Here is a 25,284-nt window from a genome sequence, read left to right on the forward strand (position 1 = left end):
ACAGTTTAACTGAGTGGCTGAAGAAGCCCTGAAAATCATGTGCAATTACGCATTTCTCATAGACCAAAATCAAACCCCTTTGAAACCTGTTCATCCGGCACAGGCCAGAAAACTCCAGGATGGGTATAAGTAGGGCTTTGTGGCCTAATGTCAAAAAAAGATGTCAAAAAAAGTCGAGTAAATAGCCTACTAGAGGTTAACCCCTCTCGCTAACGAATTGAGTGAACATATTGAGTGAACATAATGACGCTAAGTCAAGAATTGTGGAATAACCATCAAGATATAGCCCAGACTTGCCTCAATCATCCCTTCGTGACGGGTATTGCCTCTGGAACATTAGACCTAGACAAGTTTAAATTTTACATTGGGCAAGATGCCTTTTTTTTAGAAGCCTTTGCCCGGGCCTATAGCATTGCTGCGGCCAAAGCCCCAGACTGGGATGGGTTTAATGAGTTATATCAGTTAGCCGGGGCTGGGTTAACAGAACGTAACCTCCATGAACAGTTAGCCGCCGAATGGGGGGTAAACTTACAACAAGTGCAACCCTCTGCCGCCACTCGTCGCTATACGGATTTTCTCCTCGCCACTGCTTGGAGTCAAGAGACGGGGTTAACGGCGGTGGCTATGTCTCCTTGTATGCGTCTGTATGCCTTTTTAGGGCAAGAAATCGCCAAACAGGGGGTAAAAGATCATCAATACCGTAGTTGGGTGGAAACGTACAGTAGTGATGAGTTTGAACAGTTTGCCCAAACCCTAGAGTCTTTGGTTAACCGTTATGCAACGGCCACGTTACAAACCCGTGACACCTACCGTTATGCCTTAGACTGTGAGGTGGCCTTCTTCTCTGCGGCCATGAAGTGATTTTGTTGTTGGTTGTTGGTTTTTGTAGTTGAGCTTCTAGTTAGGTGAGAAACCGGGTTTCTGTTTAAGTTGTCAAAAAATATTCTAATTTTGCATAGAAACCCGGTTTCTTCATCTCCCATTACCCATTACCCATTATCCAATGAAACCGGCTTTTCTCAGCCTGAATGAAACCACCTATCAGCAACACCGAACATGGATGCAACACGCCTTAGACTTAGCCCAGAAGGCAGCAGAAATGGGTGAAGTTCCAGTGGGGGCTATTGTGGTGGATAAACAGGGGAATTGTCTGGCCACCGCCTTTAATGGGAAAGAGATGGGATATAACCCCACGGCCCATGCTGAAATGATTGCGATCGCGCAAGCTGCTAAAATCAGACAAGATTGGCGACTCTCCGACTGTACCCTCTACGTTACCCTAGAACCCTGTCCCATGTGCGCTGGGGCAATTATCCAAGCCAGACTAGGATTATTAGTCTATGGCGCAAATGACCCCAAAACTGGTGCAATTCGCACCGTCCTCAACCTCCCTGATAGTCCTGCCTCCAACCACCGCTTAGGAGTCTTAGGCGGCATTCTAGAAACCCCCTGTCGTCAGCAACTCCAAGACTGGTTTAATCGACAACGAGAGAGCAAATAGCAGACAGGATTATTTTTTTTGGGTATAATGGGAAATTCGAGGAGAATATCAAGACCTAAGCGACATTCTGAGTAGAGCTTCAGAAGTTATCGAGATAAGAATTACATGGGAGATCAATCAAACGGCTATAAAGTTATTAGCAATAATCGCAAAGCCCGGTATTTGTACGAAATTCTAGACACCTACGAGGCCGGGGTGCAATTAGTTGGGACTGAGGTAAAATCCATCCGAGACGGTCGAGTGAATATGCAAGACGGATATGGGTTAATTCGTAATGGAGAAGCCTGGTTATTAAACGTACATATTTCCCCTTATCAAGATAGTGGTGAATATTTTAACCATGATCCCCGTCGGACTCGCAAATTATTGCTGAAACGGAAAGAAATTAATAAACTAATTGGAAAACTAGAGCAAAAAGGCTTAACTTTAATTCCGCTAAAAATGTATTTTAAGCGAGGTTGGGTAAAAGTTTTACTCGGACTAGGGAAAGGGAAGAAAATTCACGATAAACGCGAAACTATCAAGAAACGAGACACTGACCGAGAAATTAAACGCGCTTTAAAGCAATATTAAGGGGAATAGCCCTTCGACTTCGCTACCCCTGACGGGACGCTACGCGAACAGGGCAAGGGAATAGAGGGAATAGGGGGTTTAGATTCTTTTCTTACTTTCTTTTTGATTGATTACAAATCATGTATTTTTACTATACTTCTCTCTCTATTCTCTATGTCTCTCTGTGCCTCTGGGGTGCAATTAATTCCTATACTCACCCATCAGCATACTACTACAAATTCACCCACAAAAAAGAGAGGAACAACCTCGCTGCACAAAATATGCAATTTGTCAACCCCATCTTGAAAACAGAAGAAAAAATTAAATTCGCCGCCTCTCTAAGGAAGAATGTTTATCGGCAGATTAACAACGGCAGGATGGGTATTGTAGGGCAACTAGCCGAGGTGAGATACAACACGCCGCAAACTATAGCATATTGCTAATATATCACTATTCTAGAATAAAAACCTCAAACCGCGCAACCTCGTTGTCAAAATGTTGTCAAAATTTGGGATTTGGGCGAGTTAAGATTTGTAACAACAACGGTAGTTATACAAAAAAATCATCGTTGGGACAGAGAGCATAAATCAGATTTATCAAAAAAACGCTTTCCCCCTCACCATTATCTCTCAAATCTCACTCAAAAAAAAATAATCTCGTTCACCTTTGACCAAGATAGCTAAAATAGCAAATAGGTTAACTAGAGGTGCAGAGTCTGGATGAACTTTGAACGGGATCACAAACTTTGTTTTGATAAGCTGACTTGGGCGATGGGTCAGTTAGGCGTAGCCGTTGGCGAGAAAGAACTCTCAAAAATTGCTGATTTAATCGTCCAAACCATGACCGGCCCTTGGCGGTACTTTCACACCCCCGATCATATCTTTGAAGTGGGGGGGTCTGCCAATGCCATCGAAGTGCTGGCCGCCTTATTCCATGACTTGGTTTATGTGCAGGTCGATCAAAGTGTCAATTTCAACTTAACCTATTACATCTCGCCCTTTATCCGAGATATCCAAGATCATCTCTACATCCGCGACCAAGAAGACCTCCCCGACGACCCCATGTTTGATTTAGTCATCGGGGTTTTTGGGTTTAAGCCTGGACAGCAACTTTCACCGTTTGCTGGACAAAACGAGTTTCTCAGTGCTTTGGTCTGTGCCAGAGTGCTAGTGTCTTTCCTTCACCCTAGTTTAATTCTGCAAATTGTGACTTGCATTGAAGCGACCATTCCCTTCCGTCCTGCGGTGGAGGGGAAAACGGCAGCAGACCGACTTTATGAGAATATCCAAACGGTTAATCAGGACTTTCAACTGGGGTTAAGTGAGGGAGAATTAATTGAGTCGGTCCAACGGGCCGTGCGAATGGCCAATCGAGATGTGGGCAGTTTTGCTCATCCCAGTTCAGCCCGCTTTTTAGATAATACGTGGAGTTTGCTCCCGGAAACCAATCATAATCTCAAAAATCCCAGTTCTTACACGGTGATTGAGTATCGGGTGGCGTTACAGAAAATGGAAGGGTTTATGAACTTCCTGAGACCGGAATTGGTGTTCCAACAGTTTAAGGGAGAACCTCCGAACCAACGGTATCATAGTTTGTTGGAACGGGCGGGCCGGAATATTGCGATCGCGCGAATTTATTTAGGCAGTAAACTCTTTACTATGGCCGTCCTAGAAGCCCTTTCGAGACGCTTTGGCCGCAATATCCCCCTCTCTACCATTATGGGAGAATTTAACCCCCATGGCCTCCCCATTGAGAAGCTAGAAGACTTTTTACCGGATGTCCCCCTCAAGGTGTCTATGGAGGACCCCTTAGAACAAGAAATTTTGGGATTATTAGAAAAAGGCCGCTTTAGCAGTTCGTCCTACGATATTAAAAATTCCCCTCTCACCACCCTCATTGTCAAAATTATGGGCTTTCAAGAAATTAGTGACCTCCTAGACCAAGCGAAAGCCTTTTTCAAGGATGAAATTAGTAATGAGGAGTTTTTAGCCCTCTGTAACCCGGAGGTGGTGCGAATTATCACAGAAAGTCTGTCGAAGCTATTTGACAGTCGCAAAGCTGCTTTATTACAAATGGCGAAAGTGGCTAGTTAGATAATGAATAATGGATAATGGATAGTGGATAGTTGATAATGGATAATGGATAATTTTAGAGTTGTCCAAAGAACAAACAACAAACAACAAACAACAAACTCCCCATTACCAACCCTATCAGTTGAAGGTTTGCTGATCTCGTATCCATAAAATTCAGTAAACCTCAACTATCAACTATCAACTATTCCTCATCCATAATCGCATCTCGGTCTAACAACAGTAAATCCCGCAATTGATCAGTATTCATCTCCGTTAACCATTGTTCTCCCGCATCGACAGTTTGTTCTGCGAGTTGCTTTTTACTCTCGATAATATCGTTGATGCGTTCCTCCAAAGTCCCCGTACAGACAAACTTGTGAACTTGGACATTGCGTTCTTGGCCGATGCGGAACGCGCGGTCGGTTGCTTGGTTTTCCACTGCCGGATTCCACCATCGGTCCACATGGAAAACGTGGTTTGCGCGAGTTAAATTCAGTCCAGTCCCTCCTGCTTTCAGGGAGAGTAGGAAAATTGGCGGCCCATCGGGGTCATTTTGGAAACGGTCGATCATCGCTTGTCGGTCGGCCCGTTTGGTGGCCCCATAGAGGAATAACACTTGGGTGTCTAACTTATATTCCAGATAGGGTTTGAGGAGTTTACCCCATTCCGCAAACTGGGTAAAAATCAACGCGCGATCGCCCTCTGAGACCACTTCCTCTAACATCTCCTGTAAGCGTAACAGTTTACCAGACCGTTCGCCCTTCCCTAACCCCTTCTGTTTCAAATATTGGGCCGGGTGATTACAAATCTGTTTTAACTTCGTCAACAGAGTTAAAATCAAGCCATGACGCTTAATTCCCTTAGATTCCTCAATGACTTCCAAGGAGGTATCCACCACTTGCTGATAGAGTTTAGCCTGTTCAGAGGATAACCCACAAAAGACATTCATTTCCTGCTTTTCAGGTAAATCCTGAATAATGGCCTTATCGGTCTTGAGACGACGGAGAATAAAGGGTTGTACTAAAGATCGTAAAGCATTTAAGGAATCGCGATCGCCATATTTCTCAATGGGAATCGCAAACCGTCGTTGGAAAAACTGTTTAGTCCCCAAAAACCCAGGATTGAGAAAATCTAAAATCGACCACAACTCCGACAAACGGTTTTCTAACGGAGTCCCCGTCAACGCAACCCGAAACCCCGCATTTAACTCCCGGACTGCTTGAGACTGTTTCGCTTGGGGATTTTTAATATTTTGCGCTTCATCTAAAATAACCCCTTCCCAGTCCACCGCATTCAGAGTTTTAATATCCCGAAACACCAGCGAATAACTGGTAATCACCAACTCTTTCTTCTGAACCACAATTTTAAAATCTTTCCCCTTCTTCCGCTTATCCCCATGATGGACAAAAACCGACAGTTTTGGGGCAAATTTTTGCACCTCCCGTTCCCAGTTACCTAACACCGACGTAGGACACACCACCAAAGCAGGTTTATTCAAAGCCTCCTCTTCTTTTAAATGGAGTAAAAAAGCAATTAACTGCGGGGTTTTCCCTAACCCCATATCATCCGCTAAACAGGCCCCTAAACTCCACTGTTCCAAGGACGCTAACCAACCCACCCCTCTAGACTGATAAGGCCGTAATTCCCCGTGAAAATCTTGCGGAGTTTCAATGGGTTCAAGTTGACGATTTTCAGTTAACGTTTCAATTAACTTTTTCAACATCCCCAACGGTTCAAACTTCACCACCGGAAGTTTCGCAAAAACCTTTAAATCCCCCGTAGTGAGCCGTAAAGCGTCCTCTACCGTTAACATTAAATCCTCATTTTTATCCGGAGATAAAACGGCTTGGGCTGCCCGCACATCCGCAGGTTGTAACGCTAACCATTCCTCATTGATCTTGACAATTGGCGATTTTTGATCTAGCAAACCTTCAAACTCTTTCTCAGAAATCGTCTTTTCACCAATCGCCAACTCCAACTGATAATTTAACGGCGTTTTTAAGCCCAAGCGTTCCCCTTTCTTCCGCTTCACCGCCGCAAAAATTTTAATCCCTAAACGGTTCTCATCGGACCCCGACGATAACCCCGGTGGTAAGTCTAAACTAAAGCCACTATCCTGTAATTGCCAAGCACTAGCGCGGATAAACTCATAAACCTCAATCGGGTTTAAAATACAGCGTTCTGGCTGCGGTTGGTTGAGACTTTCTTTAATGGGATCATAAAACTTAGCCGCCAGTCCTAACCCTTTTAACAACGTCTCTTGGGGGTTATCAATGGTATATCCTTGATAGGTCAATTGATCTACCGGATTTTTCCAAATTTCGCTCGCATTTAACAAACAATCCGGGTCACTGACTGCCCGTAGATAATAGCTTAATATCCAATCGGTTTGCCCCCAACTGCGTTCTGCATCCGTAGGCGGAGTGAGAACAAAACAGACTCGGAACTGGTTGCCGCCAAATTTCTCCGTTTGGGGGGTCACTAAATAATCTTGTAGGGCAAATGTCCAATTATCTAGAGCTTTATCCAACCGTTTTAACGACTCAGCCGGGGCTTTTATTTCCCCTCCTGGAGTAAAGAGAGACTGTAACCAAGGGGGAGTTATGGCATCCCGTTGCTGAGGCACAGTAAACTCCAACCATTGCCGCAACTGGGTATCCGTTAACGTCCGTAAAAAGTCTAATAACAGCGTCTGAGGTTCTCCCCAATTATCCTGCCAGTCGAGGTCCGCCCAAACCAACTCCTTATCCCGATAAGCGCGACAGACCGAGGGCATCAAGTCCGCAAATTTTAATAACCGTGCCTGATCTTCCCCATTATCCAATAACGGTTGCCAACAACTCCGTTGGCCCGCCAGTCCAGGGACAAATTTCCCCCGGGTCAACAAATGTAACTGCCACCGATAAACCTGGGACCAAAAACGCAAAGAGTCGGCCAAATAAGCCTTACGGACTTTCAACGTCCCCAGAGGTAACTGTTGTAAAAAATGCGCGGCCCCTTGGGGGGTTAACTTCAACCCCGTCACCTCCCACCATTGCAAGGACAGAGCTTTCATATCTGCAATTTCATCATCGGCCCCCGATAACACAGGTAAAATTTCTTCAGGGTCCGGTTTTCCACTGTGGCGTTTTTGGGACTTAGACTTGCGGCCTTGCCGTTTTTTGCCCCCCCGACTGGGAACGGCCAGCACTTTTTTAGCCCATTGTTCCGTTTTGCCACTGTCTGGGTCCCCTAACAAGGTTAATTTGCGGGCAGAAATACAAGCGAGGAGTTCATCGGGAGTCATGCCATAGGGATGAGTCCCTGGAGTCGTGGCCGACGGTTGGCGTTGCGTCTCCTGTTCCCCCTCACGATTATTTTGCGTCCGCCAAGTTTCTCCCCAGAGGAAGAAATAACTCTCTTGGGGCTGAAATATCCAACTCCCGTGTAAAATCGCCATATCGTTAACTGATTAGTCCTTAGTGATCGATGGTATCGGTTTCGAGAAAAGAGGCAATCTTCTAGTTCAGCAAGAGGCTAGAAATGCTAGGATTGCCAAGTAAGAAGAACAGTGAAAAGAAAGAGGAATACGTGCAAGATGCAGGAATTTATCAAGTCGATATCCTTTGATGGACGGGATATTCGACTCCAAACTGGTCTACTCGCTCCGCAGGCTGGTGGTTCAGTGTTAATCGAGTCGGGAGATACCGCAGTTTTAGTGACTGCGACACGCGCTACAGGTCGGGAGGGAATTGATTTTCTTCCCCTATTAGTGGACTACGAAGAAAGACTCTACGCAGCAGGACGCATTCCGGGAGGGTTTTTACGCCGAGAAGGCCGGCCCCCTGAGAAAGTAACACTGACCAGTCGTCTGATTGACCGTCCACTTCGTCCGTTGTTTCCCCAGTGGATTCGGGACGATATCCAGATCATAGCAACGACGCTCTCGTTAGATGAACAAGTACCACCGGACGTTTTAGCGGTGACAGGCTCATCGGTAGCTGTGCTATTAGCCCAAATTCCCTTTTACGGGCCCATGGCGGGTGTACGAGTGGGTCTAGTAGGGGATGATTTTATCATTAACCCGACCTTTAAAGAAATCAATGAGGGAGATTTAGATTTAGTTGTAGCAGGTTCTCCCCAAGGGGTGGTGATGGTCGAAGCGGGGGCCAATCAACTCCCCGAACAGGATATTATTGAGGCCATTGAATTTGGCTATGAAGCCGTTCAAGATTTGATTAAAGCCCAACATAGCCTGTTAGAGGACTTGGGGTTAGAAATTGCCACTGAAGAAGCACCGACGGTGGATGATGCCTTAGCGGAGTTTATGGAAAAACGGGCTAAGGATTCCATTAAGAAGGTTTTGGTGCAGTTTGATCTCGATAAAGTGGGCCGGGATGAAGCCCTGGATGAGATTAAGGAAAAAGAAATCGAGGCGGCGATCGCCGAACTCCCGGAAGAAGACCCCCTCCGTCAAGCCAGCGAAGATGGTCAGATGGTCGCAGGACTTTATAAAAAGCTGACCCGCAAATTAATGCGACAACAAATTATTGAAGAAGGGGTGCGCGTCGATGGTCGGAAACTCGACGAAGTGCGTCCCGTGAGTTGTCGCGTGGGACTGCTTCCCAAACGAGTCCACGGTGCCGGTTTATTCCAACGGGGGTTAACCCAAGTGTTGTCCCTTGTCACCTTGGGAACCCCTGGAGATGCTCAAGAATTGGATGATTTAAACCCGGAATCGGAAAAACGCTACCTGCACCATTACAACTTCCCCCCCTACTCCGTCGGGGAAACCAAACCCATGCGATCGCCGGGTCGTCGGGAAATTGGTCACGGGGCCTTGGCTGAACGGGCCATTGTCCCTATGTTACCCCCCCAAGAGGAGTTCCCCTACGTCATCCGTGTGGTGTCTGAGGTGTTATCCTCCAATGGGTCAACCTCTATGGGGTCCGTCTGTGGGTCAACCTTAGCTTTGTTGGATGCAGGAGTCCCCTTAGTTAAACCCGTGAGTGGGACCGCCATGGGGTTAATTAAAGAAGGGGATGAGGTGCGAGTCCTCACCGATATTCAAGGGATGGAAGACTTCCTAGGAGATATGGACTTCAAGGTGGCTGGCACCGATAGCGGTATTACGGCCTTGCAAATGGACATGAAAATTACGGGATTATCCCTAGATGTCATTGCCCAGGCCATTGAACAGGCTAAGGATGGACGGTTACACATCCTCGAAAAAATGCTGGCCACCATTGACACCCACCGGACTGATCTCTCTCCCCATGCTCCTCGCTTGATCCAAATGAAGATTGATCCAGAATTAATCGGATTGGTCATTGGACCGGGTGGTAAAACCATTAAGGGGATTACCGAACAGACTGGGGCTAAAATCGACATTGACGATAATGGCACAGTGATGATCTTCTGTTCGGAACGAGATCAAGCGGTGGAAGCAAAACGACTCATCGAAGGACTGACCCGCAAATTGAACGAAGGGGATATTTATGTGGGTCGTGTCACCCGAATTATTCCTATTGGGGCCTTTGTGGAAATGTTCCCCGGTAAAGAGGGAATGATTCATATTTCCCAATTGGCAGACTATCGCGTGGGGAAAGTCGAAGATGAGGTCGCCGTTGGGGATGAAGTTGTGGTGAAAGTCCGCGAAATTGACAGTCGGGGCCGGATTAATCTAACCCGTCTCGGTATTCACCCCGATGAAGCAGCAGCGGCCCGCGCTGCGGCAGCAACGGCCTAGTTGTGTAAAATAAATTCCCCCCTTTTGATGGGGGGATGGGGAAGATGGGGGGATGGAGAAGATAGGGGAGATGGGGAAGATGGGGGGATGGAGAAGATAGGGGAGATAGGGAAAACAAAAATATATATATCATTCCCGATTCCCGATTCCCGATTCCCGATTCCCGATTCCCGATTCCCGATTCCCGATTCCCTGCAAAAACTGTTTACTGTTTACTGTAATGACGATTTGGATTAACGAACAAGTTGACCCGTCTGGTATGATTCATGCTTGTATTGCCAGTTGTAATGAGGAGTTAGCCAAGGACTGTCATGAGTCTTTTGAGAAGAATTTAACCCAAGACCAAAAAGATATAGGTTGGCAAGCAAGAATACGGGAGGTTGAAACGTGGGAGGAAGTCCCGGTTAATTCTTTGAAGTTAAGTTAGTTGTTGGTTGTTTGTTCTTTGTTCTTTGTTGTTGGTTGTTTGTTAGTTAAACTCCCGACTGATTACTGATTACTGATTACTGATTACTGGTTACTGTTAATTGTAAAAATGGCTAATTTTTTATTAGAAGTTGGGACAGAAGAATTGCCCGCCGATTTTGTGGATAGCGCGATCGCGCAATGGAAAACCACCATCACAAAATCCCTCTCAGACTCCCTTCTCACCCCGGAAAATATCCAACTCTACGGGACTCCTAGACGCTTGGCCGTCGTAATAACTGGACTCCCTCCCCAACAACCGGATAGAGATGAGGAAGTCAAAGGCCCCCCCGCATCCGTCGCATTTAAAGACGGTGAACCCACCAAGGCCGCAGCAGGGTTTGCGAAAAAACAAGGGGTTGCTGTCAAAGACTTAGAACTCCGAGACACCAACAAAGGGGAATTTGTCTTTCTGCAAAAACATATCCCCGGCCAAAAAAGTCCCGAAATCCTGCAAAAATTAATCCCCGATTGGATTAATAAATTAGAAGGCCGTCGCTTCATGCGGTGGGGAGATGGAGACTTACGCTTTCCCCGGCCCATTCGTTGGTTAGTGGCCTTATGGGATAAAGAGGTGTTACCTGTAAAATTAGAAAATGGTTCGACAATATTAAACAGCGATCGCAATTCCTACGGTCACAGAGTCCTCTCCCCCGAACCCATCCCCATCCCCGACGCAGCATCCTACGCAGAAACCCTCCGCAACGCAGGAATTGAAGTTGACCCCCAAATTCGTCAACACACCATCACCGAACAAGTCCAACAGGCCGCCAACTCCGTCCAAGGAGTCGCAGAAATTCCCCCCGACTTACTCGCAGAAGTGATCAACCTCGTCGAGTCCCCCAATGCAGTCGTTGGCAAATTTGACGAAGCATTTCTCGAACTCCCCCCAGAAGTGATCCAAACCGTCATGGTCACACACCAACGCTACTTCCCCATCAAAACCAACAACAACACCGAAACCCAACTCCTTCCCAACTTTATCACCATCTCCAACGGCGACCCCAAAAAAGCCGACCTCATTGCGGCAGGGAATGAAAGAGTCATTCGGGCCCGGTTAGCGGATGCTAAATTCTTCTATGATGCGGACTGCGACGAACCCCTAGAAACCTATCTCCCGCAACTAGAAACGGTAACATTTCAGGCCGATCTCGGTTCAATGCGGGATAAAGTCGATAATCTCATCGAAATTGCCGAAGAAATCAGCAACCAACTGAACCTCAACGCAGACCAATGGGAAATCATCGAACGGGCCGCCTTATTATGTAAAGCGGATTTAGTCTCACAAATGGTCTATGAATTCCCCGAATTACAGGGAATTATGGGGGAAAAATATGCTTTAGTCAGTCGAGAGACTCCAGAGGTGGCCAAAGGGATATTTGAGCATTATTTACCCAGAGGGGCCGATGATATCCTACCCGAAACCCTCACCGGACAAGTGGTGGGACTGGCAGACCGTTTAGATACTTTGGTGCGGATTTTTGGCTTGGGGATGATTCCCACCGGGTCTTCTGATCCCTTCGCCTTGCGTCGTGCGGCCAATGGGGTGATTAATATTACTTGGCACGCTAACTTAGAGATTAATCTGGATGAGCTTTTGGGACAATTCTCAGACTCTTTTGTCGAACAATATTCGAGTAAAACCTCTCCCTATGCGGCCTTACAGGAGTTCTTTGTGCAGCGTATTCGCACCCTGTTACAAGAGGAATTAAAGATTGATTATGATTTAGTTAATGCTGTATTAGCTGAAGGGGATGTGGAGTATCAGAAACGGGCTTTACAGGATTTACTGGATATCCGCGATCGCGCTCAATTCCTCGCCCGAATCCGCAACAATAACACCCTAGACACCATCTACGAAACCGTCAACCGTTCCACCCGGTTAGCCGTCAAAGGAGACTTAGACACCACCCCCCTCGACCCCACCGGAATAGTTGACCCAGATCGCTTCGAGAAAGCCTCAGAACAGGCATTTTACGACAGTTTGGTGAAATTAGTCCCCCAAACCGAAAACGCCCGTGAAAACCGCGATTATCAGCGTCTGGTGGACGGTCTCGCCGCAATCACCCCCGTCGTCAGTAACTTCTTCGACGGAGAAGATAGCGTCATGGTCATGGCCGAAGACCCAGACATTCAAGCCAACCGCCTAAACCTCCTAGGACTCCTCCGCAACCATGCGCGAGTCTTAGCCAACTTTGGGGAAATTGTTGTTGGGTAATGGGTAATGGGTAATGGGTAATTGGTAATGGGTAATTGGTAATTGGTAATTGATTACTGTTCTCTTTGTCACAAAGAACCAAGAACCAAGAACCAAGAACCAAGAACCAAGAACAAATTATCCATTATCCATTATTCTTCCCCTTCCACCTGAGCGCGATAATCCGTCACACTGAGGAGTTCAAAATCCTCATCGGGGTCTTCGAGACGAACCTTTAACAGCCAGCCGTCGCCATAGGGGTCTTCTGCAATGCTTTCGGGGGCATCAATCAACCCTTCATTCCGTTCGATCACCGTTCCAGAAACCGGGGCTTTTAAATCTTCCACCGCTTTCACTGATTCAATCGTGCCAAACGTCTCACTCGCTTCCACCGCATCGCCAACATCGGGTAATTCAAGAAACACAACATCGCCAAGTTGATCGATGGCAAACGCGCTAACTCCGATCGTAGCAATTTCACCGTCTAAACGAACATATTCATGTGTATCGAGATATTTTAGGTCTTCTGGATATTCAAGTGCCATCTCATCTACCTCAGACTAGGAATTGGAGAAAATCTCACAGCTTTCTCAGCCTACTATAAAACCCCACCCCGATCGAAGACCAAAGGAGGAAAAACGATGCAAAAAATCGTCAAAAGTGGCTCAGGATGGCGCATAGGCTGGAATCCGGCTGCATCTGAATATCAGGGATTAATCGGTAGTGAAGATTGGGCGATCGAACTCACAGCCCCAGAATTAGAGGATTTTTGCCGTTTAGCCAAGCAACTGGCCACCACCATGGAAACCATGGCCGACGAACTGATGGACGAAGAACGCATCACCTGTGAAGCGGAAAGCGACCGACTCTGGCTAGAAGTCGAAGGATATCCCCACACCTACAGTCTCCGCTTCATCCTCAATTCTGGGCGACAATGTGAGGGGGGTTGGCCGCCCCCAGTTGTCCCTGAACTCTTGGAGGCTATGGAACGTCTGAAAGTTTTTTAAAATTTTAGTTGCATCTCCCAGAAAAGCTGTGCTACTATTATTAACTGCAACGGAATTCGGGGCGTAGCGCAGCTTGGTAGCGCACCACTTTGGGGTAGTGGGGGTCGTGGGTTCAAATCCCGCCGCTCCGATTATTAAAAAAAAATAACCAATCAAAATTTAGTGCATTAGATTATTCTAGTGCATTAATTTTTTTTGTAAGCATTCAGCTATCAAACGAGATAGGGGACAATAAGCAAGGGGGAAACATAGAAAAAAGAGAAGAATGGCAGTAGTTCAGGATTGGGGAAACTGCTACATTAGAGCAGGTGAGACAAGGGGCTAAACACATTGGGCTAAACAACTTTAAATCAGCATAATTGCTCATTGTTTTTTGCTCAATTTCTTGTTATGACACCTCGTTGATTGCATGACAAAGAGAAAACGGCTATATCTCAGAGGAAATGGAGACCACAAAATTACTAAATCTCCACAAAGTCTCCTAAAAAATAGCATTTTGCCTTATAATAATAGAAAATCCAATATCTTCCATATCCAGCCCCCCATATTTAGACACTCTATCTAGGGATAAGTTCAGCAGAGAGGAGTAATTCTCAAATGGAAAAGAGTTTAGTTAATATGACCCTTTTGTTAGTACAAGATGACATCGATCATATCCTAGCTGAACAACCTCAAAAAATACAAAAGCAATTCACGCAATGTAATTTATTTCCTGATCTAATTGCCTACGTTTTAAGTCGAATTCCCAATCTTTATTCAGTTTTCGCCTCAGAAACCGTCCCAGAAATCAAATCTCATCTCCTCCATGAGTCCGCCGAACGACAGTTAGAACGAGAAAACCTCATCCGACAAGGAATTTATCTAGTCTTAGAAAAAAACTTGCACAAAAGTATAAAGTCAACGCCTCAAAACGACTCAAACGAAACCCCTTCAACGCCTCATCCTTCCTCAGAAAAGAATAGTTCAGCAAAAAACGGTGAAGACAGTCACCACACCCCCCCGAGAAAAAGCCAAAACCAAATTAAGCCGAAATCCGGCCTTTCTCAAAGTATTCGTCCTTATTAGTTAATCGCAAACCTCGCACTATTTTACGGCCTTAATTGTACTGCTTGATCCGCTTATTTCTGTCTTTCTATGCAGAGATTTGCACCCGGCCTCGACGGACTGAATGTAAAATGCGGTTGAGCGATCGCTGCTCCTCTTCCGAAAGGGCTTCATCCATAACCGCCGCCATCAGTCCGTAACGATCCGAGAGAGACAGTACACCTGTTTCAGAAGCAGACGCAAGAATTTCAGAAATTGCACCGGGGAGAAGTTGGACTTGGGGTTTCATGGGACTTAGGGAGATAAGGGTTTAATCTACTTTTATCATCCCCTAATTCCCCCCCAATCAAGGTGATAGAACAAGAGGGGACTTTGTGAAATTAATCAACCGCTAAATTGAGGAAAATAACGCAAAAATAGTGATAATTTTACTCAATTGCAGTGATCCACATCACAGCGTTTAAGCTCTCTCTGCAACTAAAATCTCCTCCACCGTCCTTTTTAACCGTTGACGGTATAACCCCCAAGTCAACTGTTCCGCCCGTTGGCGGGCTGCTTGTCCCATTTCCGCGAGTTCTTGGGGATGCTGGTGACACCAGAGGAGTTTGTCTTGTAATGCCTCCACATCCCGAATAGGAATAATAAACCCCTCCACCCCATCCGTAATAATATCCGTTCCCCCGGCATTGGGAGTAGTAATCACCGGAAGACCACAGGCCATGGCCTCCAATAACACCAACGCCAACCCCTCCACCAGAGAAGGAAAAACAAACACACTAGCCGAACTATAATAGGGATTTAACAAAGAATGGGGAACCGAAGGAAGATAACGAAAACTCCCCTCATAGGGCGATAACCACCCCTCTGGGAACTCATTAAACCCCACCAACAATAACTCTGCATTCGGGAGTTGAAGCGGTTGCCAGGCTTGTAATAAATAATGAACCCCTTTCCGAGGGCCCACCCGTCCCACAAACAAGGCCCGAAACGTCGTGTCGGGTTTCGGTTGGGGGTGAAAGTAGTCATGGGGGGACCCAAAGGGGATAACGGTAATTTTATCCGCAGACACCCCCACTTGGAGTAGAGACTGCTGAACCACCGTAGAAGGGACAATAATATGGTCAGCCAGGGCAATTTCTTGGTCTTTCCGTCGGAGTTTCTCTGGGGGTTCTTGAACCGAAAGTAAAGCGGGGGTGAGTTCTGGAAACTGTTCAGCTTCTTGGGTTTGTAACTGTTGACTTTGCTGGTAATGGACAATGGGGAGGTCATAAAAACAGACAATTCCCTGTTGTTGCGCTTGGGTAAACGTAGTGGCGGCCCCGTCTTCATAGGCATAAACGGCAGTTAAAGGGGTCAGATGAGACGAAGCCACTTTTTGGTCAATGACGCGATACACCCAGTCAGCGAGATGTTGGGGGTTGCGGTGGAGGAGACGATGAACCCCCAAACGTAACGCTGCGATGCGTAACAGTTCGGGGGTGGGGTAGGTGTGGAGAGTCACCCCGTCTGGGGCCACCCAAGTCCTGCGGGTTAATTCTTGATGGAGGGGAGGGAGGAAGGTTTGGAGGGTTTGGGCGATTTTTGTTTGGGGATTATAGGCCAAACAAGTGATAATCTCTTTGAGATAGCCCATCTCCGCTAACGCCAAGGCCGCATTACGGGCAAAGGGATTACCTGTAGGGTGAATCAGTCCGATACTGGGTGTTGTACTGTTGTAAGTAATATTGTTCTTCACGCCAATTTTCGATTCTCTCCAGTTGGGGTAACAGGAAGACCAACCCAGTATAAAACCAGTAGTACCAGCCAAAGCTGTTGTGATAGACCATTTGGTTAATAAAAAGAATCCCATGAATGAGAAACCCGGCGAGGGCTAAATCTCGCAAATAGAGGCGTTTCAGCCGAGTAAAGGTTCTCCAGAGGGCAAAAATAATGGCCACCCGCATCCCATACCAGAGAATAAACCCAATGGGGCCTAACTCCAAAGCCACCCGGCCCATTTCCGGTTCAACTTCCACGGGGAGGGGAGTCCCCCAAGGCAACCCCAGGGCTAAACGCAGGGACCCGGCCCCGGCATGGGTGGCCCCGGCCCCAAACCCATCGAGGCCGGTATAGGTGAGGAAGGAAAAGGGGCCGATAAACCCAGAGGCGATGCGTTCCGCTAGGTCTGTGTTGGAGGAGACACGAACCCAGAAGGCTTCCACGACGGGGCGAAAGGCAATTAAGCTGAGGCTGGCGGCAACGGCTAAAAAGGGCAATAAACGCCCTAACCAGAGGAAGGTTTTTTCCGGTTGTCGGAGGGCCCGGATGCTGAAGTAGCCTAAGATAAAGAGAATTTCGGCGATGACGGGGGTTCTTGAACCTGTCATAAAACTATTGAGAATGGTGAGGAAAATTTCGGTATAGGTGAGGATTCGCCAAATTTGGTCTTGTTTAATGCTGAGTTGGGGAATTAAGAGGCCAAAACAGGCGGCGAGGTAGCCTTGGTAACTGTTGAGATAGGAGAATGTTCCGGTGATGCGGACGTTGCGTGTTCCGGCAAAGCCGAAGGTGGCGATGGGTTCGTTTCGTCCGGGGATATATTGGTTAATGGGGCTGTTAATGGGACTGAAGAATTGGACAATGCCGAGGATGCCAACGGGGATGAGGAGAAAGAGGTGATTTCTTAGGAAGATATAGAGTTCTTGTTGGGAGCGGAATAGGCGGGGCATCATCCAGATTAGGGGGATATAAAATAAGTAGGATTTGAGTCCGAGAAGCCCGACTAGGGGGGATCCGAGGTTGGGGTTAAAGGCTTGAAAGATACACCAGCCGGCGGAAATAATGATGAAAATATTGATAAAGTTGTTTTGAATGGGGTAACGGTCTTCGCCTCTGGGGAAGATGTAGTAACGGAAGTACGCGCCTAGGAGAATGAGGTCTTTTAAGAAGTAAATGAATTCACTGGCTTGGGGGAGCAGCCATTTTCTTAATGCGCCGTCAATGACTAAGACAAAAAAGACCAGTTTTACGGATTGTCTCCAGTCTCGAAAAGATACATAAATGATACTAAAAACAAGCAGTAAGGCGATAAATAGTTGGATCAAGAAAAATTCCTCCTCTGCTGTCCAAAGGGTGTTGGACTCCTCAAGGGTTTTAATGAATTGTAGTAAGTCTGTAGGGATGTCTGAAGGGGCTTTGATTTGGGCAAATACACCGTTTATGGTATGAAGAATTAAGGGATAAAATTGAACAACACTGGTCACGAGAGGATTGTCCTAAATCGCTGTAAGTAGGCTTGGGCAACTGGGGTAGGTTGATGCTGTTGTAGATGGGCGTTGAGTTTGTCTTTATTAGCAGGTTTTTGTTTTTTTGTCAAGTGATTGGCGAGAATTTGGGTGAGTTGCTGTTGATCACCGTTGAGAAAGGTGACACCACAGTCTCCGATCGCATCTTTAAGTCCTCCTCCCTGGGACCCCACCACCGCACACCCACAGGCTATCCCTTCTAAGGCTACAATACCAAAGGGTTCTTGCCATCGGGAGGGGATGACTAAAATTTGATGGGTGTTGAGCAGTTGGGCAACTTGGTGGGGGGGTTGTGTGCCTAAGAATTCCACTTGGGGGGTGAGATGGTGGGTTTGGACGAAGTGGCGGAGTTGCGGTTCGGCTTCTCCTGTGCCGATAATGGTTAAGTGGGGGGTGAGTCCTTGCTGTTTGAGGGGTAGGAGGGCGTTTAAGAGGAGATCGACTCCTTTGTCGGAGACGAGACGGCCTACGTAGATTAAGCCGCGATCGCGCTTTCTATCCCCTCGTTCATAAAAGATATCATCTCGATAGGGGTTTTCGATGACTTGGGAGGAGGTGGGGAGATGGGCTGCGATCGCACGACTCACAGAAATATTATAGGCTTGGTGAGTTAACTGTAATTTCAGCCAATCAGGAATCGCTACCTTTCCATTAGGCCGACGATACCAAGTGTGATGGATACAAACCCAAGGTTTCCGCACCAGTAAATTGGGCCAAATGCCCTTTAAGCTAATGCAGCTATGGATAAAAATATCACACCAGTGGAGTAAAGACAGAAGTTGTCGGGGAGTCGGTTGACGGAATACCTCAAAGGGAAACGTCTCTCCCCCGGTTGCAGGAGTTTGAGAGACAACTTTGACTCCTACTCCTAACCTCACCCATTCCCGTGCTAAAATCTCCGTCACCATCTCCACTCCCCCCACACTCGGAGCAAAACGGGGAGAATAAATTAAGAGTTTCATGGTTACTCAGTAACGATTTATCAAACCTTGGAACAAAATTATCATAATATTCTCCTTGTGCGTGCTTCAGAAAACCAAAATAATAATTATTTTAAACTCCTCAAACAGTCCGATGTGTGGGAAGCCTATTGTGGAGAAGAAGCCTACGATAAAATTGGGGGATATACAGGGTTTGATTTAAAAAACTGGATTACTCAAAATATTAACTGGCACACCGACTTATTGCCAGAAACGGTGGAACATTTAACTAATAGTAATTTGCTTAAATACTTAGAATGGTAATTAAAGAACGACATAAAGACCCCTACCGCACTTTTTTTACAGTTGATGAAGTGCTAGGGGAGTATATGGCGACTCTCCTAGACTTACAAAACAATGATACCGTGTTAGAACCCGCAGCAGGAGAAGGACATTTAATTGATGCAGTCTATTCTATTTTACCACAAATTGACATAACCGCCTATGAATTAAACCCCAATTATGCGGCAATTCTTCGGAACAAATATGGACATTATTCCCAGCTAAAAATATGAGAACAAGATACCTTATTTTGTCCAGATTTAGATTTAAAAGAAACCTTCGGCCCCAAATTTTCTAAAATTTTAGCTAACCCTCCCTATGGAGGTTGGCAAGACTACAATAGACGTGCTTTTCTCAAGAAACGTTTTGCCGGGTTTTATGTGCGGGAAACCTACACACTTTTTTTACTTCGTTCTCTCCGATTACTAGCTCAAGATGGAAAGCTCGTTTTTATTATACCCGATACATTTCTCTATTTACATTTACATCAAGCAATTCGTCAATATCTGCTGACGCATTACTCTATTGAAAGTCTAGATATTTTGCCGTCTTCTTGTTTCCCTAACTTGAGTTTTGGTTATGCAAAGTTATGTATCATTTGTGTAAGCGGAATGGTGTCTCAGACAGAACACTGGATTAAAATTAGAAAGGTTAATTCTATTCAACAATTAAAGCAACAGAATGATTTAAGTAATATTTTCTCAATTCAACAAGAAAAACTCTTAAAAAATCCTAATTTTACTATTCCTCTAATGCACTTCTCTGATTCAGTGGCTGAAGGGTAAGCCCAAAAATGTTTAAAATACAAATTATTGTGTTGAAAATCTTGAACAAAATGCGCGATCGCATCTTAACCTGGCTGGCCGACCACGTTCCCCCGGCCCGAGTCCAGCATATTTTAGGGGTAGAACAGATGTCTGGGGAACTGGCCGAATCTTACAACTTAGACCCCCAAAAAGCCCGACAAGCGGGACTCCTCCACGACTTAGCCAAATATTTCCCCCCCAAAACCCTACTGGACATAGCCCAAACCCACAGCCTCCCCCTCGATGATATCTTTTACGACAACCCCCATCTTCTCCATGCCGATGTTAGCGCGATTGTTGCCCAAGAAGAATTTAACATCACCGACCCCGACATTTTAGCCGCCATCGCCAATCATACCCTCGGCAGTCCCCAGATGAGTCCCCTTAGTTGTATCGTCTTCTTGGCCGACTCCCTAGAACCCGGACGGGGGAACAAACCCCCCCTCCCCGAACTCCGTCAAACCAGCTTTAACCACCTCTATCAAGCCGTCTGGCACACCAGCGACTTCACCATACAACATCTAATCAAAAAAGGGCGTATTATCCATCCTCGCGCCGTTCTGACACGGAATTGGGCCCTGTGGGAATATCGCCATCAGCAAAAAAAACAACGAGAGCAGCAACAGCCTCTCCAGGCTTCGCTATGATGAAAGCTAAAGGGACATCCCTCGTCGTATAAAGGACTAACTCACAATCTGAATGACTCTAGAAAACCGTCACCCGAACTCAATCCCCTCCCATCAAACTGAGGAGGAAAGTTTAGCCCTCGCTTGGGCCATTGCAGAAGCTGGCGATGACCGGAAGGCGGAGAATATTGTGCTATTAGGGGTCGAAGAAGTCTGCTACCTCACCGACTATTTTGTGATCATGACCGGCTACTCCACCACCCAAGTCCGGGCCATTGGCACTGCCATTCAAAATAAACTAGAGGCCGACTTTCAACGCAGTCCACAACGAGTGGAAGGGAAATCCGAAGGGACCTGGATGTTACTGGACTATGGCGACGCGATCGCGCATATCCTCCTTCCCGAAGAACGAGACTTTTACAACCTCGAAGCCTTCTGGGGCCATGCCCAACGCATCGAATTTCACTCCCCATCTCCCGCATCATCTCAGATAATAAGAGAGTAACTTGTCTATGCTGAAATCTCCCGTGTCTTTTTGCCCCGTCCCCGACGAACAACAACCCCTCAACGAATATCAGCAACTCAAAGAATCTTGGCTATTTCGTTGGACTCTGTTACCCCCTCTCACCTACCTGCGGAAACTCCTGTGGGTGTGGGGGTTTGGGGGAGTCATTACCGGGCCGATTGCCGCGGCCAGTTTCCCCCCTCTCCAAACCCCCCTGCACTTTATCTTGGCTGCCGGAGGAGGGGCCTTGGGCTTCGTGTTGTTGATCTTATTACGATTGTATCTGGGGTGGTTTTATATCCGCGATCGCTTGTCCCAAGAACAAGTCGAATACGAAGAATCCGGCTGGTATGATGGGCAAATCTGGGAGAAACCCGCCGAAGTCTTAACCCGCGATCGCTTAGTCGTCACCTACCAAGTTCAACCCCTCCTAAAACGCCTCCGCAACAGCTTCCTTGCCCTCCTCCTCCTCCTCCTCCTCGGCAGTCTGTGCTGGTTCATCCCCGAATAACCCGGTCAAATATGCACCAGCCCGCAAACCTGCAATAATGCAAAGAAAGTAAAGCTAAAGTGTTCAGTACAGAAAACGCATGACTCGCGGAATTCGTCATCAAGCCCCCGAACTCGAAGTTCAACTTCTCAGAGAAGGGATCATCGAATCCCTTCACACCGTTACCGCCGTTGTCTGCGATGACCGCAGTCGCGTCCTCTCCCTCGCCGGGAGTGCCGAAACCACTGCTTTTATTCGTTCGGCGTTTAAACCCTTCCAAGCCCTAGCCGTCGCCTCTAGCGGCACATTGGAACGCTATGGCCTCACCGATAGAGACTTAGCCGTAATGTGTAGTTCTCACCGAGGCGAAGTGGATCAAGCCCGACAAGTCTTTAATATCCTCTGGCGATGCGACATTGATCCCACCGCCCTCCGTTGTCCCATCCCCGAAGGCAAAGACAGTCCTCTCCAACACAACTGTTCCGGGAAACACGCCGGAATGCTGGCCGTCTGTCAACAACGCCACTTTCCCCTCGATAACTACCTCCATCGTTCCCACCCCATCCAACAATTAATTATTGATAAAGTGGGGGAACTCCTGGGAATGCCAGGAGAAGAATTTATTCGGGCCCGGGATGACTGCGGGGCCCCTACCTACTCCATGCAAATGGGACAAATGGCCGCTCTCTATGCCCATTTAGCCTCTGGAGATAACCTCGACTTAGAACGCATTGTCCGCGCCATGACTTATAATCCCCGCATGGTGGCTGGCAATGGGGCGTTTGATACTGAATTAATGCGATTGATGGAAGGGGAAATTGTCAGTAAATCCGGCGCAGAAGGGGTGCAATGTGTGGGCCGAGTCGGGGAAGGCATGGGTTTGGCCGTCAAAGTCCGGGATGGGGCAAAACGCGCCAAATACGCCGCCACGCTGCATATTCTATTACAGTTAGGCTGGATTACTCCGGCGGTGGCGGAAAATTTGGCTGAACAGTTTATGCAGATTGATGAGTATAAGCGGTTAGAGGTGTTTGGAGAGTTGGAAATGGTTTGAATTGCGTAATGGGTAATGGGTAATGGGTAATGGGTCATGAATGATTAATCAATCTTGGTTCTCCCCCATCTTCCCCATCTCCCAACTCCCATCTCCCATCTCCCCCAACTCCCCCAACTCCCCCAACTCCCGACACTCTGCCGCTTGGTTTGCTAAAATGAGCCTGCATATTTATCCTTGTCCATCCCAGTGAGAGAATTTTAATGATGTTGAAGCTGAAGCGTTCTTTTTTGACTCCTCTTGCCATTGCGGTCTTTTTCCCAATGTTGACAGGATGTGATCTGGTGAGTTCCCTCAACCCCTTTGGGGGAGGGGGAGAGACTCAACCGACAACCCCCCAAGCAACGACTTCTCCCGCTTCCCCGACTGGCCAGACTCAGGCCCCTGCTAATACCCAAGGGCAAGGGTCTCCTAATGTCCCTCAATCGGAGAATCCTTGGTATGACGCAGTAAATAAAGCCATGGAAGCGGCCAATGCGGTGCAAACGGCTCAAACTCAGGAAGAATGGCAATCGGTGGCTCAAACTTGGCAACAAGCGATCGCGCTAATGCGGCAAGTCCCCCAAGATAGTCCGAACTACCAACAAGCCCAACAAAAGGTGACAGAATACCAAGGGTATCTCCAGTATGCCCAAAAGAATGCCAAACCGGAGAACACCGAACAACCGGATAATGCCGGAGAAGCTAGCCCGGCTGAACCCGCAGAAAGCCCCGCCCAGTAGTTGTTTTGGGCTATGCGATCGCTCCTCCACTCACACCCTGTGGCTTACATTTTTTCATAATTTTGCAGCAATTTTTTTGTTATACTTGTCAATTGTGGCCGAAATCGTTATACTAAAAAAGAACGACGCGGGATAGAGCAGTCTGGTAGCTCGTCGGGCTCATAACCCGAAGGTCGGTGGTTCAAATCCGCCTCCCGCTATTCCCCCCCCCAACTCCATAAAGCAATAAGCCTCTGTAATCCCCCAATTACAGAGGTTTATTGCATGAAGTGACCCTCATCTCCCCCTCCTTCTCCCAACTTGGGAGAGGGGGGGAAAGTGTCTTCTAACTAATAGACATACTACTATATGAAGGAGGATTAAACTGTAATGAATTGCACCACAGAGGCACAGAGAAACACAGAGAGTAGAATTATGCAGACTCTAGTTAACCTCCCTAGACTCAGGTTAAAACAATCTAAAAATGTATTATAGATATCAATTCAAGATTGAATCTATGTGACAATTCCCCTAAAATAATAAGCTCATCCTGCGCCTCATTTTTTAAGACTATATTTATATTTTCTAGGCCGACACTCGATCATTATATTTTAATATCATAAATGATTGAGTCGTTTTATTATGTAACTGTTGGATAGTTCAACGTAATTAACCGCCCAGAGACATTAATTACACTGAATTTTAAGCTGAAGTGAATAATATTAACCTTAGCTTAAAATTCAACAAAACTTCCCATTTTTTCTTACAGTCGTTTCGTAAAGGAAGCTAAATCAGATTATGACTATCAAAGTTGCCATTAACGGATTTGGTCGCATTGGTCGCTTAGTTGCCCGGGCTGCGGTCAAAAACCCGAATGTTGAATTTGTCGGCATTAATGATCTTGTCCCTGCTAAAAATCTAGCTTATCTCTTTAAATATGACTCCACCCACGGTAGATATAGTGGGACAGTAGAGGAGAAAGAAGATGGCATTGTTATTGACGGAAAATTTATTCGCTGCACTGCTATTAAAGACCCCACCCAACTCCCTTGGAAAGAAATGGGAGTCGATTATGTTGTTGAATCTACAGGATTATTTACCACCCATGAAGGGGCATCGAAGCATTTAGAAGCAGGGGCGAAACGAGTAGTGCTTTCTGCTCCCACCAAAGACCCAGAAAAGGTTAAAACATTATTGGTGGGGGTGAATCACGAAACCTTTGATCCCCAAGGAGATTTAATTGTTTCTAATGCCAGTTGTACCACCAATTGCTTGGCCCCGGTAGCAAAAGTCCTGCAAGATAACTTTGGTTTAGCCGAAGGATTAATGACCACGGTTCACTCCGTCACCGCAACCCAACCCACCGTAGATGGGCCGAGTAAAAAGGACTTACGCGCGGGGAGAAGTGCCCCCCAAAATATTATTCCCGCCTCCACCGGAGCAGCCAAAGCGGTTACATTGGTGTTACCGGAGTTAAAAGGGAAGTTAACGGGGATGGCCTTCCGCGTGCCGACTCCCGATGTGTCGGTGGTGGACTTAACCTTTAAGACAGATAAAGCGACCAGTTATGGTGATATTTGTGCGGCCATGAAATCTGCCGCCGAAGGTCCAATGGCAGGGGTTTTAGGATATACCGATGATGCGGTGGTGTCTATGGACTTTGTGAGCGATTCCCATTCTAGTATTTTTGATGCGGGGGCAGGAATTGAGTTAAATGCCAATTTCTTTAAGGTTGTGTCTTGGTATGACAATGAATGGGGTTATTCTTGCCGTGTGGTTGATTTAATGTTGTCTATGGCGAAGAAAGACGGCCTAGTTTAAACCTCACCTCACCCCCCAACCCCCTCTCCCCACCTTGGGAGAGGGGGAGTAAGTATCTATCATGAGTGTCTGAAATAACGGTTTCTCGTTTCCAAATTTGTCACCTTGACAGGGGTACTCACCCTACTAGAACAGTTTAAAACCTTCATCTCCCCCATCTCCCCCATCT

The 25,284-nt window shown here is 46.8% G+C and carries 23 protein-coding genes, 2 tRNA genes and 1 pseudogene; 20 read left to right on the forward strand and 6 right to left on the reverse strand.

Going from position 1 to position 25,284, the window contains the following annotated elements:
• The first annotated feature begins 243 nt into the window (after nt 1–243).
• The 4 genes from PN462_RS08985 (at nt 244) to PN462_RS09000 (ending at nt 4,146) form a co-directional block, all read left to right on the forward strand.
• Nucleotides 244–861 carry a TenA family protein gene (locus PN462_RS08985; protein ID WP_272127766.1) on the forward strand — a complete coding sequence of 206 codons (618 nt, stop codon included), beginning with the start codon at nt 244–246 and terminating at the stop codon, nt 859–861.
• A gap of 142 nt (nt 862–1,003) precedes the next feature.
• Nucleotides 1,004–1,501: a tRNA adenosine(34) deaminase TadA gene (gene tadA, locus PN462_RS08990; RefSeq protein ID WP_272127768.1), complete on the forward strand. Its 498-nt coding sequence runs from the start codon at nt 1,004–1,006 to the stop codon at nt 1,499–1,501.
• Between the two features lie 105 nt (nt 1,502–1,606).
• A complete protein-coding gene (smpB, locus tag PN462_RS08995; RefSeq protein ID WP_272127769.1) occupies nt 1,607–2,074 on the forward strand; it encodes an SsrA-binding protein SmpB in 468 nt (155 codons plus the stop codon).
• Nucleotides 2,075–2,772: 698 nt separating this feature from the next.
• Nucleotides 2,773–4,146: a hypothetical protein gene (locus tag PN462_RS09000; RefSeq protein WP_272127770.1), complete on the forward strand. Its 1,374-nt coding sequence runs from the start codon at nt 2,773–2,775 to the stop codon at nt 4,144–4,146.
• A gap of 181 nt (nt 4,147–4,327) precedes the next feature.
• Here PN462_RS09000 and PN462_RS09005 read toward each other — a convergent pair whose 3' ends face one another.
• Entirely contained in the window at nt 4,328–7,564 is a 3,237-nt protein-coding gene (locus PN462_RS09005; RefSeq protein WP_272127771.1) for a DEAD/DEAH box helicase, read from the reverse strand.
• Nucleotides 7,565–7,702: 138 nt separating this feature from the next.
• On the opposite strand from PN462_RS09005, the gene PN462_RS09010 reads away from it, so the two are divergent.
• From PN462_RS09010 to glyS, 3 genes are all read left to right on the forward strand, one after another.
• Nucleotides 7,703–9,853, forward strand: coding sequence for a polyribonucleotide nucleotidyltransferase (locus PN462_RS09010; RefSeq protein WP_272127772.1), 2,151 nt, complete (start codon nt 7,703–7,705; stop codon nt 9,851–9,853).
• A gap of 220 nt (nt 9,854–10,073) precedes the next feature.
• Nucleotides 10,074–10,280: a glycogen debranching protein gene (locus PN462_RS09015; RefSeq protein WP_272127773.1), complete on the forward strand. Its 207-nt coding sequence runs from the start codon at nt 10,074–10,076 to the stop codon at nt 10,278–10,280.
• Nucleotides 10,281–10,388: 108 nt separating this feature from the next.
• Entirely contained in the window at nt 10,389–12,536 is a 2,148-nt protein-coding gene (gene glyS, locus PN462_RS09020) for a glycine--tRNA ligase subunit beta (RefSeq protein ID WP_272127774.1), read from the forward strand.
• Nucleotides 12,537–12,667: 131 nt separating this feature from the next.
• On the opposite strand, the gene gcvH is transcribed toward glyS, so the two are convergent.
• Nucleotides 12,668–13,060, reverse strand: coding sequence for a glycine cleavage system protein GcvH (gene gcvH, locus PN462_RS09025; protein WP_272127775.1), 393 nt, complete (start codon nt 13,058–13,060; stop codon nt 12,668–12,670).
• Between the two features lie 96 nt (nt 13,061–13,156).
• On the opposite strand from gcvH, the gene PN462_RS09030 reads away from it, so the two are divergent.
• The 3 genes from PN462_RS09030 to PN462_RS09040 all read left to right on the forward strand — a co-directional run bounded on the left by PN462_RS09030 (nt 13,157) and on the right by PN462_RS09040 (nt 14,587).
• A complete protein-coding gene (locus PN462_RS09030) occupies nt 13,157–13,522 on the forward strand; it encodes a DUF1818 family protein (protein ID WP_272127776.1) in 366 nt (121 codons plus the stop codon).
• A gap of 57 nt (nt 13,523–13,579) precedes the next feature.
• A tRNA-Pro gene (locus tag PN462_RS09035) sits at nt 13,580–13,653 on the forward strand.
• 487 nt (nt 13,654–14,140) lie between these two features.
• Nucleotides 14,141–14,587: a hypothetical protein gene (locus tag PN462_RS09040; protein ID WP_272127777.1), complete on the forward strand. Its 447-nt coding sequence runs from the start codon at nt 14,141–14,143 to the stop codon at nt 14,585–14,587.
• A gap of 67 nt (nt 14,588–14,654) precedes the next feature.
• Here the strand turns inward: PN462_RS09040 and PN462_RS09045 are convergent, their stop codons facing one another.
• From PN462_RS09045 to PN462_RS09060, 4 genes are all read right to left on the reverse strand, one after another.
• On the reverse strand, nt 14,655–14,855 hold the full coding sequence (locus PN462_RS09045) for a hypothetical protein (protein WP_272127778.1): 201 nt from the start codon (nt 14,853–14,855) through the stop codon (nt 14,655–14,657).
• 171 nt (nt 14,856–15,026) lie between these two features.
• Nucleotides 15,027–16,301 (reverse strand): glycosyltransferase family 4 protein, encoded by a 1,275-nt coding sequence (locus tag PN462_RS09050; protein WP_272127779.1) that lies wholly within the window; start codon nt 16,299–16,301, stop codon nt 15,027–15,029.
• Entirely contained in the window at nt 16,237–17,808 is a 1,572-nt protein-coding gene (locus PN462_RS09055) for an O-antigen polysaccharide polymerase Wzy (protein WP_272127780.1), read from the reverse strand. Before PN462_RS09055 ends, PN462_RS09050 begins: the two co-directional genes overlap by 65 nt.
• Entirely contained in the window at nt 17,805–18,812 is a 1,008-nt protein-coding gene (locus PN462_RS09060; RefSeq protein WP_272127781.1) for a glycosyltransferase family 4 protein, read from the reverse strand. Before PN462_RS09060 ends, PN462_RS09055 begins: the two co-directional genes overlap by 4 nt.
• Before the next feature lie 27 nt (nt 18,813–18,839).
• On the opposite strand from PN462_RS09060, the gene PN462_RS09065 reads away from it, so the two are divergent.
• The 10 genes and pseudogenes from PN462_RS09065 (at nt 18,840) to gap (ending at nt 25,115) form a co-directional block, all read left to right on the forward strand.
• Nucleotides 18,840–19,094, forward strand: a complete 255-nt coding sequence (locus tag PN462_RS09065; RefSeq protein WP_272127782.1) for a hypothetical protein — start codon at nt 18,840–18,842, stop codon at nt 19,092–19,094.
• On the forward strand, nt 19,088–19,345 hold the full coding sequence (locus PN462_RS09070; protein ID WP_272127783.1) for a hypothetical protein: 258 nt from the start codon (nt 19,088–19,090) through the stop codon (nt 19,343–19,345). Before PN462_RS09065 ends, PN462_RS09070 begins: the two co-directional genes overlap by 7 nt.
• 57 nt (nt 19,346–19,402) lie before the next feature.
• Nucleotides 19,403–19,897 (forward strand): annotated as a pseudogene (locus tag PN462_RS23485) (Eco57I restriction-modification methylase domain-containing protein); the annotation flags it as partial.
• Between the two features lie 50 nt (nt 19,898–19,947).
• Nucleotides 19,948–20,565 carry a bis(5'-nucleosyl)-tetraphosphatase (symmetrical) YqeK gene (gene yqeK / locus PN462_RS09075; protein ID WP_443029115.1) on the forward strand — a complete coding sequence of 206 codons (618 nt, stop codon included), beginning with the start codon at nt 19,948–19,950 and terminating at the stop codon, nt 20,563–20,565.
• A gap of 52 nt (nt 20,566–20,617) precedes the next feature.
• A complete protein-coding gene (rsfS, locus tag PN462_RS09080; protein ID WP_272127786.1) occupies nt 20,618–21,049 on the forward strand; it encodes a ribosome silencing factor in 432 nt (143 codons plus the stop codon).
• Between the two features lie 7 nt (nt 21,050–21,056).
• Nucleotides 21,057–21,560, forward strand: coding sequence for a CGLD27 family protein (locus PN462_RS09085; protein WP_272127787.1), 504 nt, complete (start codon nt 21,057–21,059; stop codon nt 21,558–21,560).
• Between the two features lie 79 nt (nt 21,561–21,639).
• Nucleotides 21,640–22,593, forward strand: a complete 954-nt coding sequence (locus PN462_RS09090; RefSeq protein ID WP_272127788.1) for an asparaginase — start codon at nt 21,640–21,642, stop codon at nt 22,591–22,593.
• 203 nt (nt 22,594–22,796) lie between these two features.
• Nucleotides 22,797–23,315 (forward strand): hypothetical protein, encoded by a 519-nt coding sequence (locus PN462_RS09095; protein WP_272127789.1) that lies wholly within the window; start codon nt 22,797–22,799, stop codon nt 23,313–23,315.
• Nucleotides 23,316–23,441: 126 nt separating this feature from the next.
• A tRNA-Met gene (locus PN462_RS09100) sits at nt 23,442–23,515 on the forward strand.
• A 577-nt stretch (nt 23,516–24,092) separates the two neighbouring features.
• Entirely contained in the window at nt 24,093–25,115 is a 1,023-nt protein-coding gene (gene gap, locus PN462_RS09105) for a type I glyceraldehyde-3-phosphate dehydrogenase (protein WP_272127790.1), read from the forward strand.
• Nucleotides 25,116–25,284 lie beyond the last annotated feature (169 nt).

The organism is Spirulina sp. CS-785/01, from assembly GCF_028330525.1.
In the GTDB taxonomy this organism is placed as follows: domain Bacteria; phylum Cyanobacteriota; class Cyanobacteriia; order Cyanobacteriales; family Spirulinaceae; genus JAQMSD01.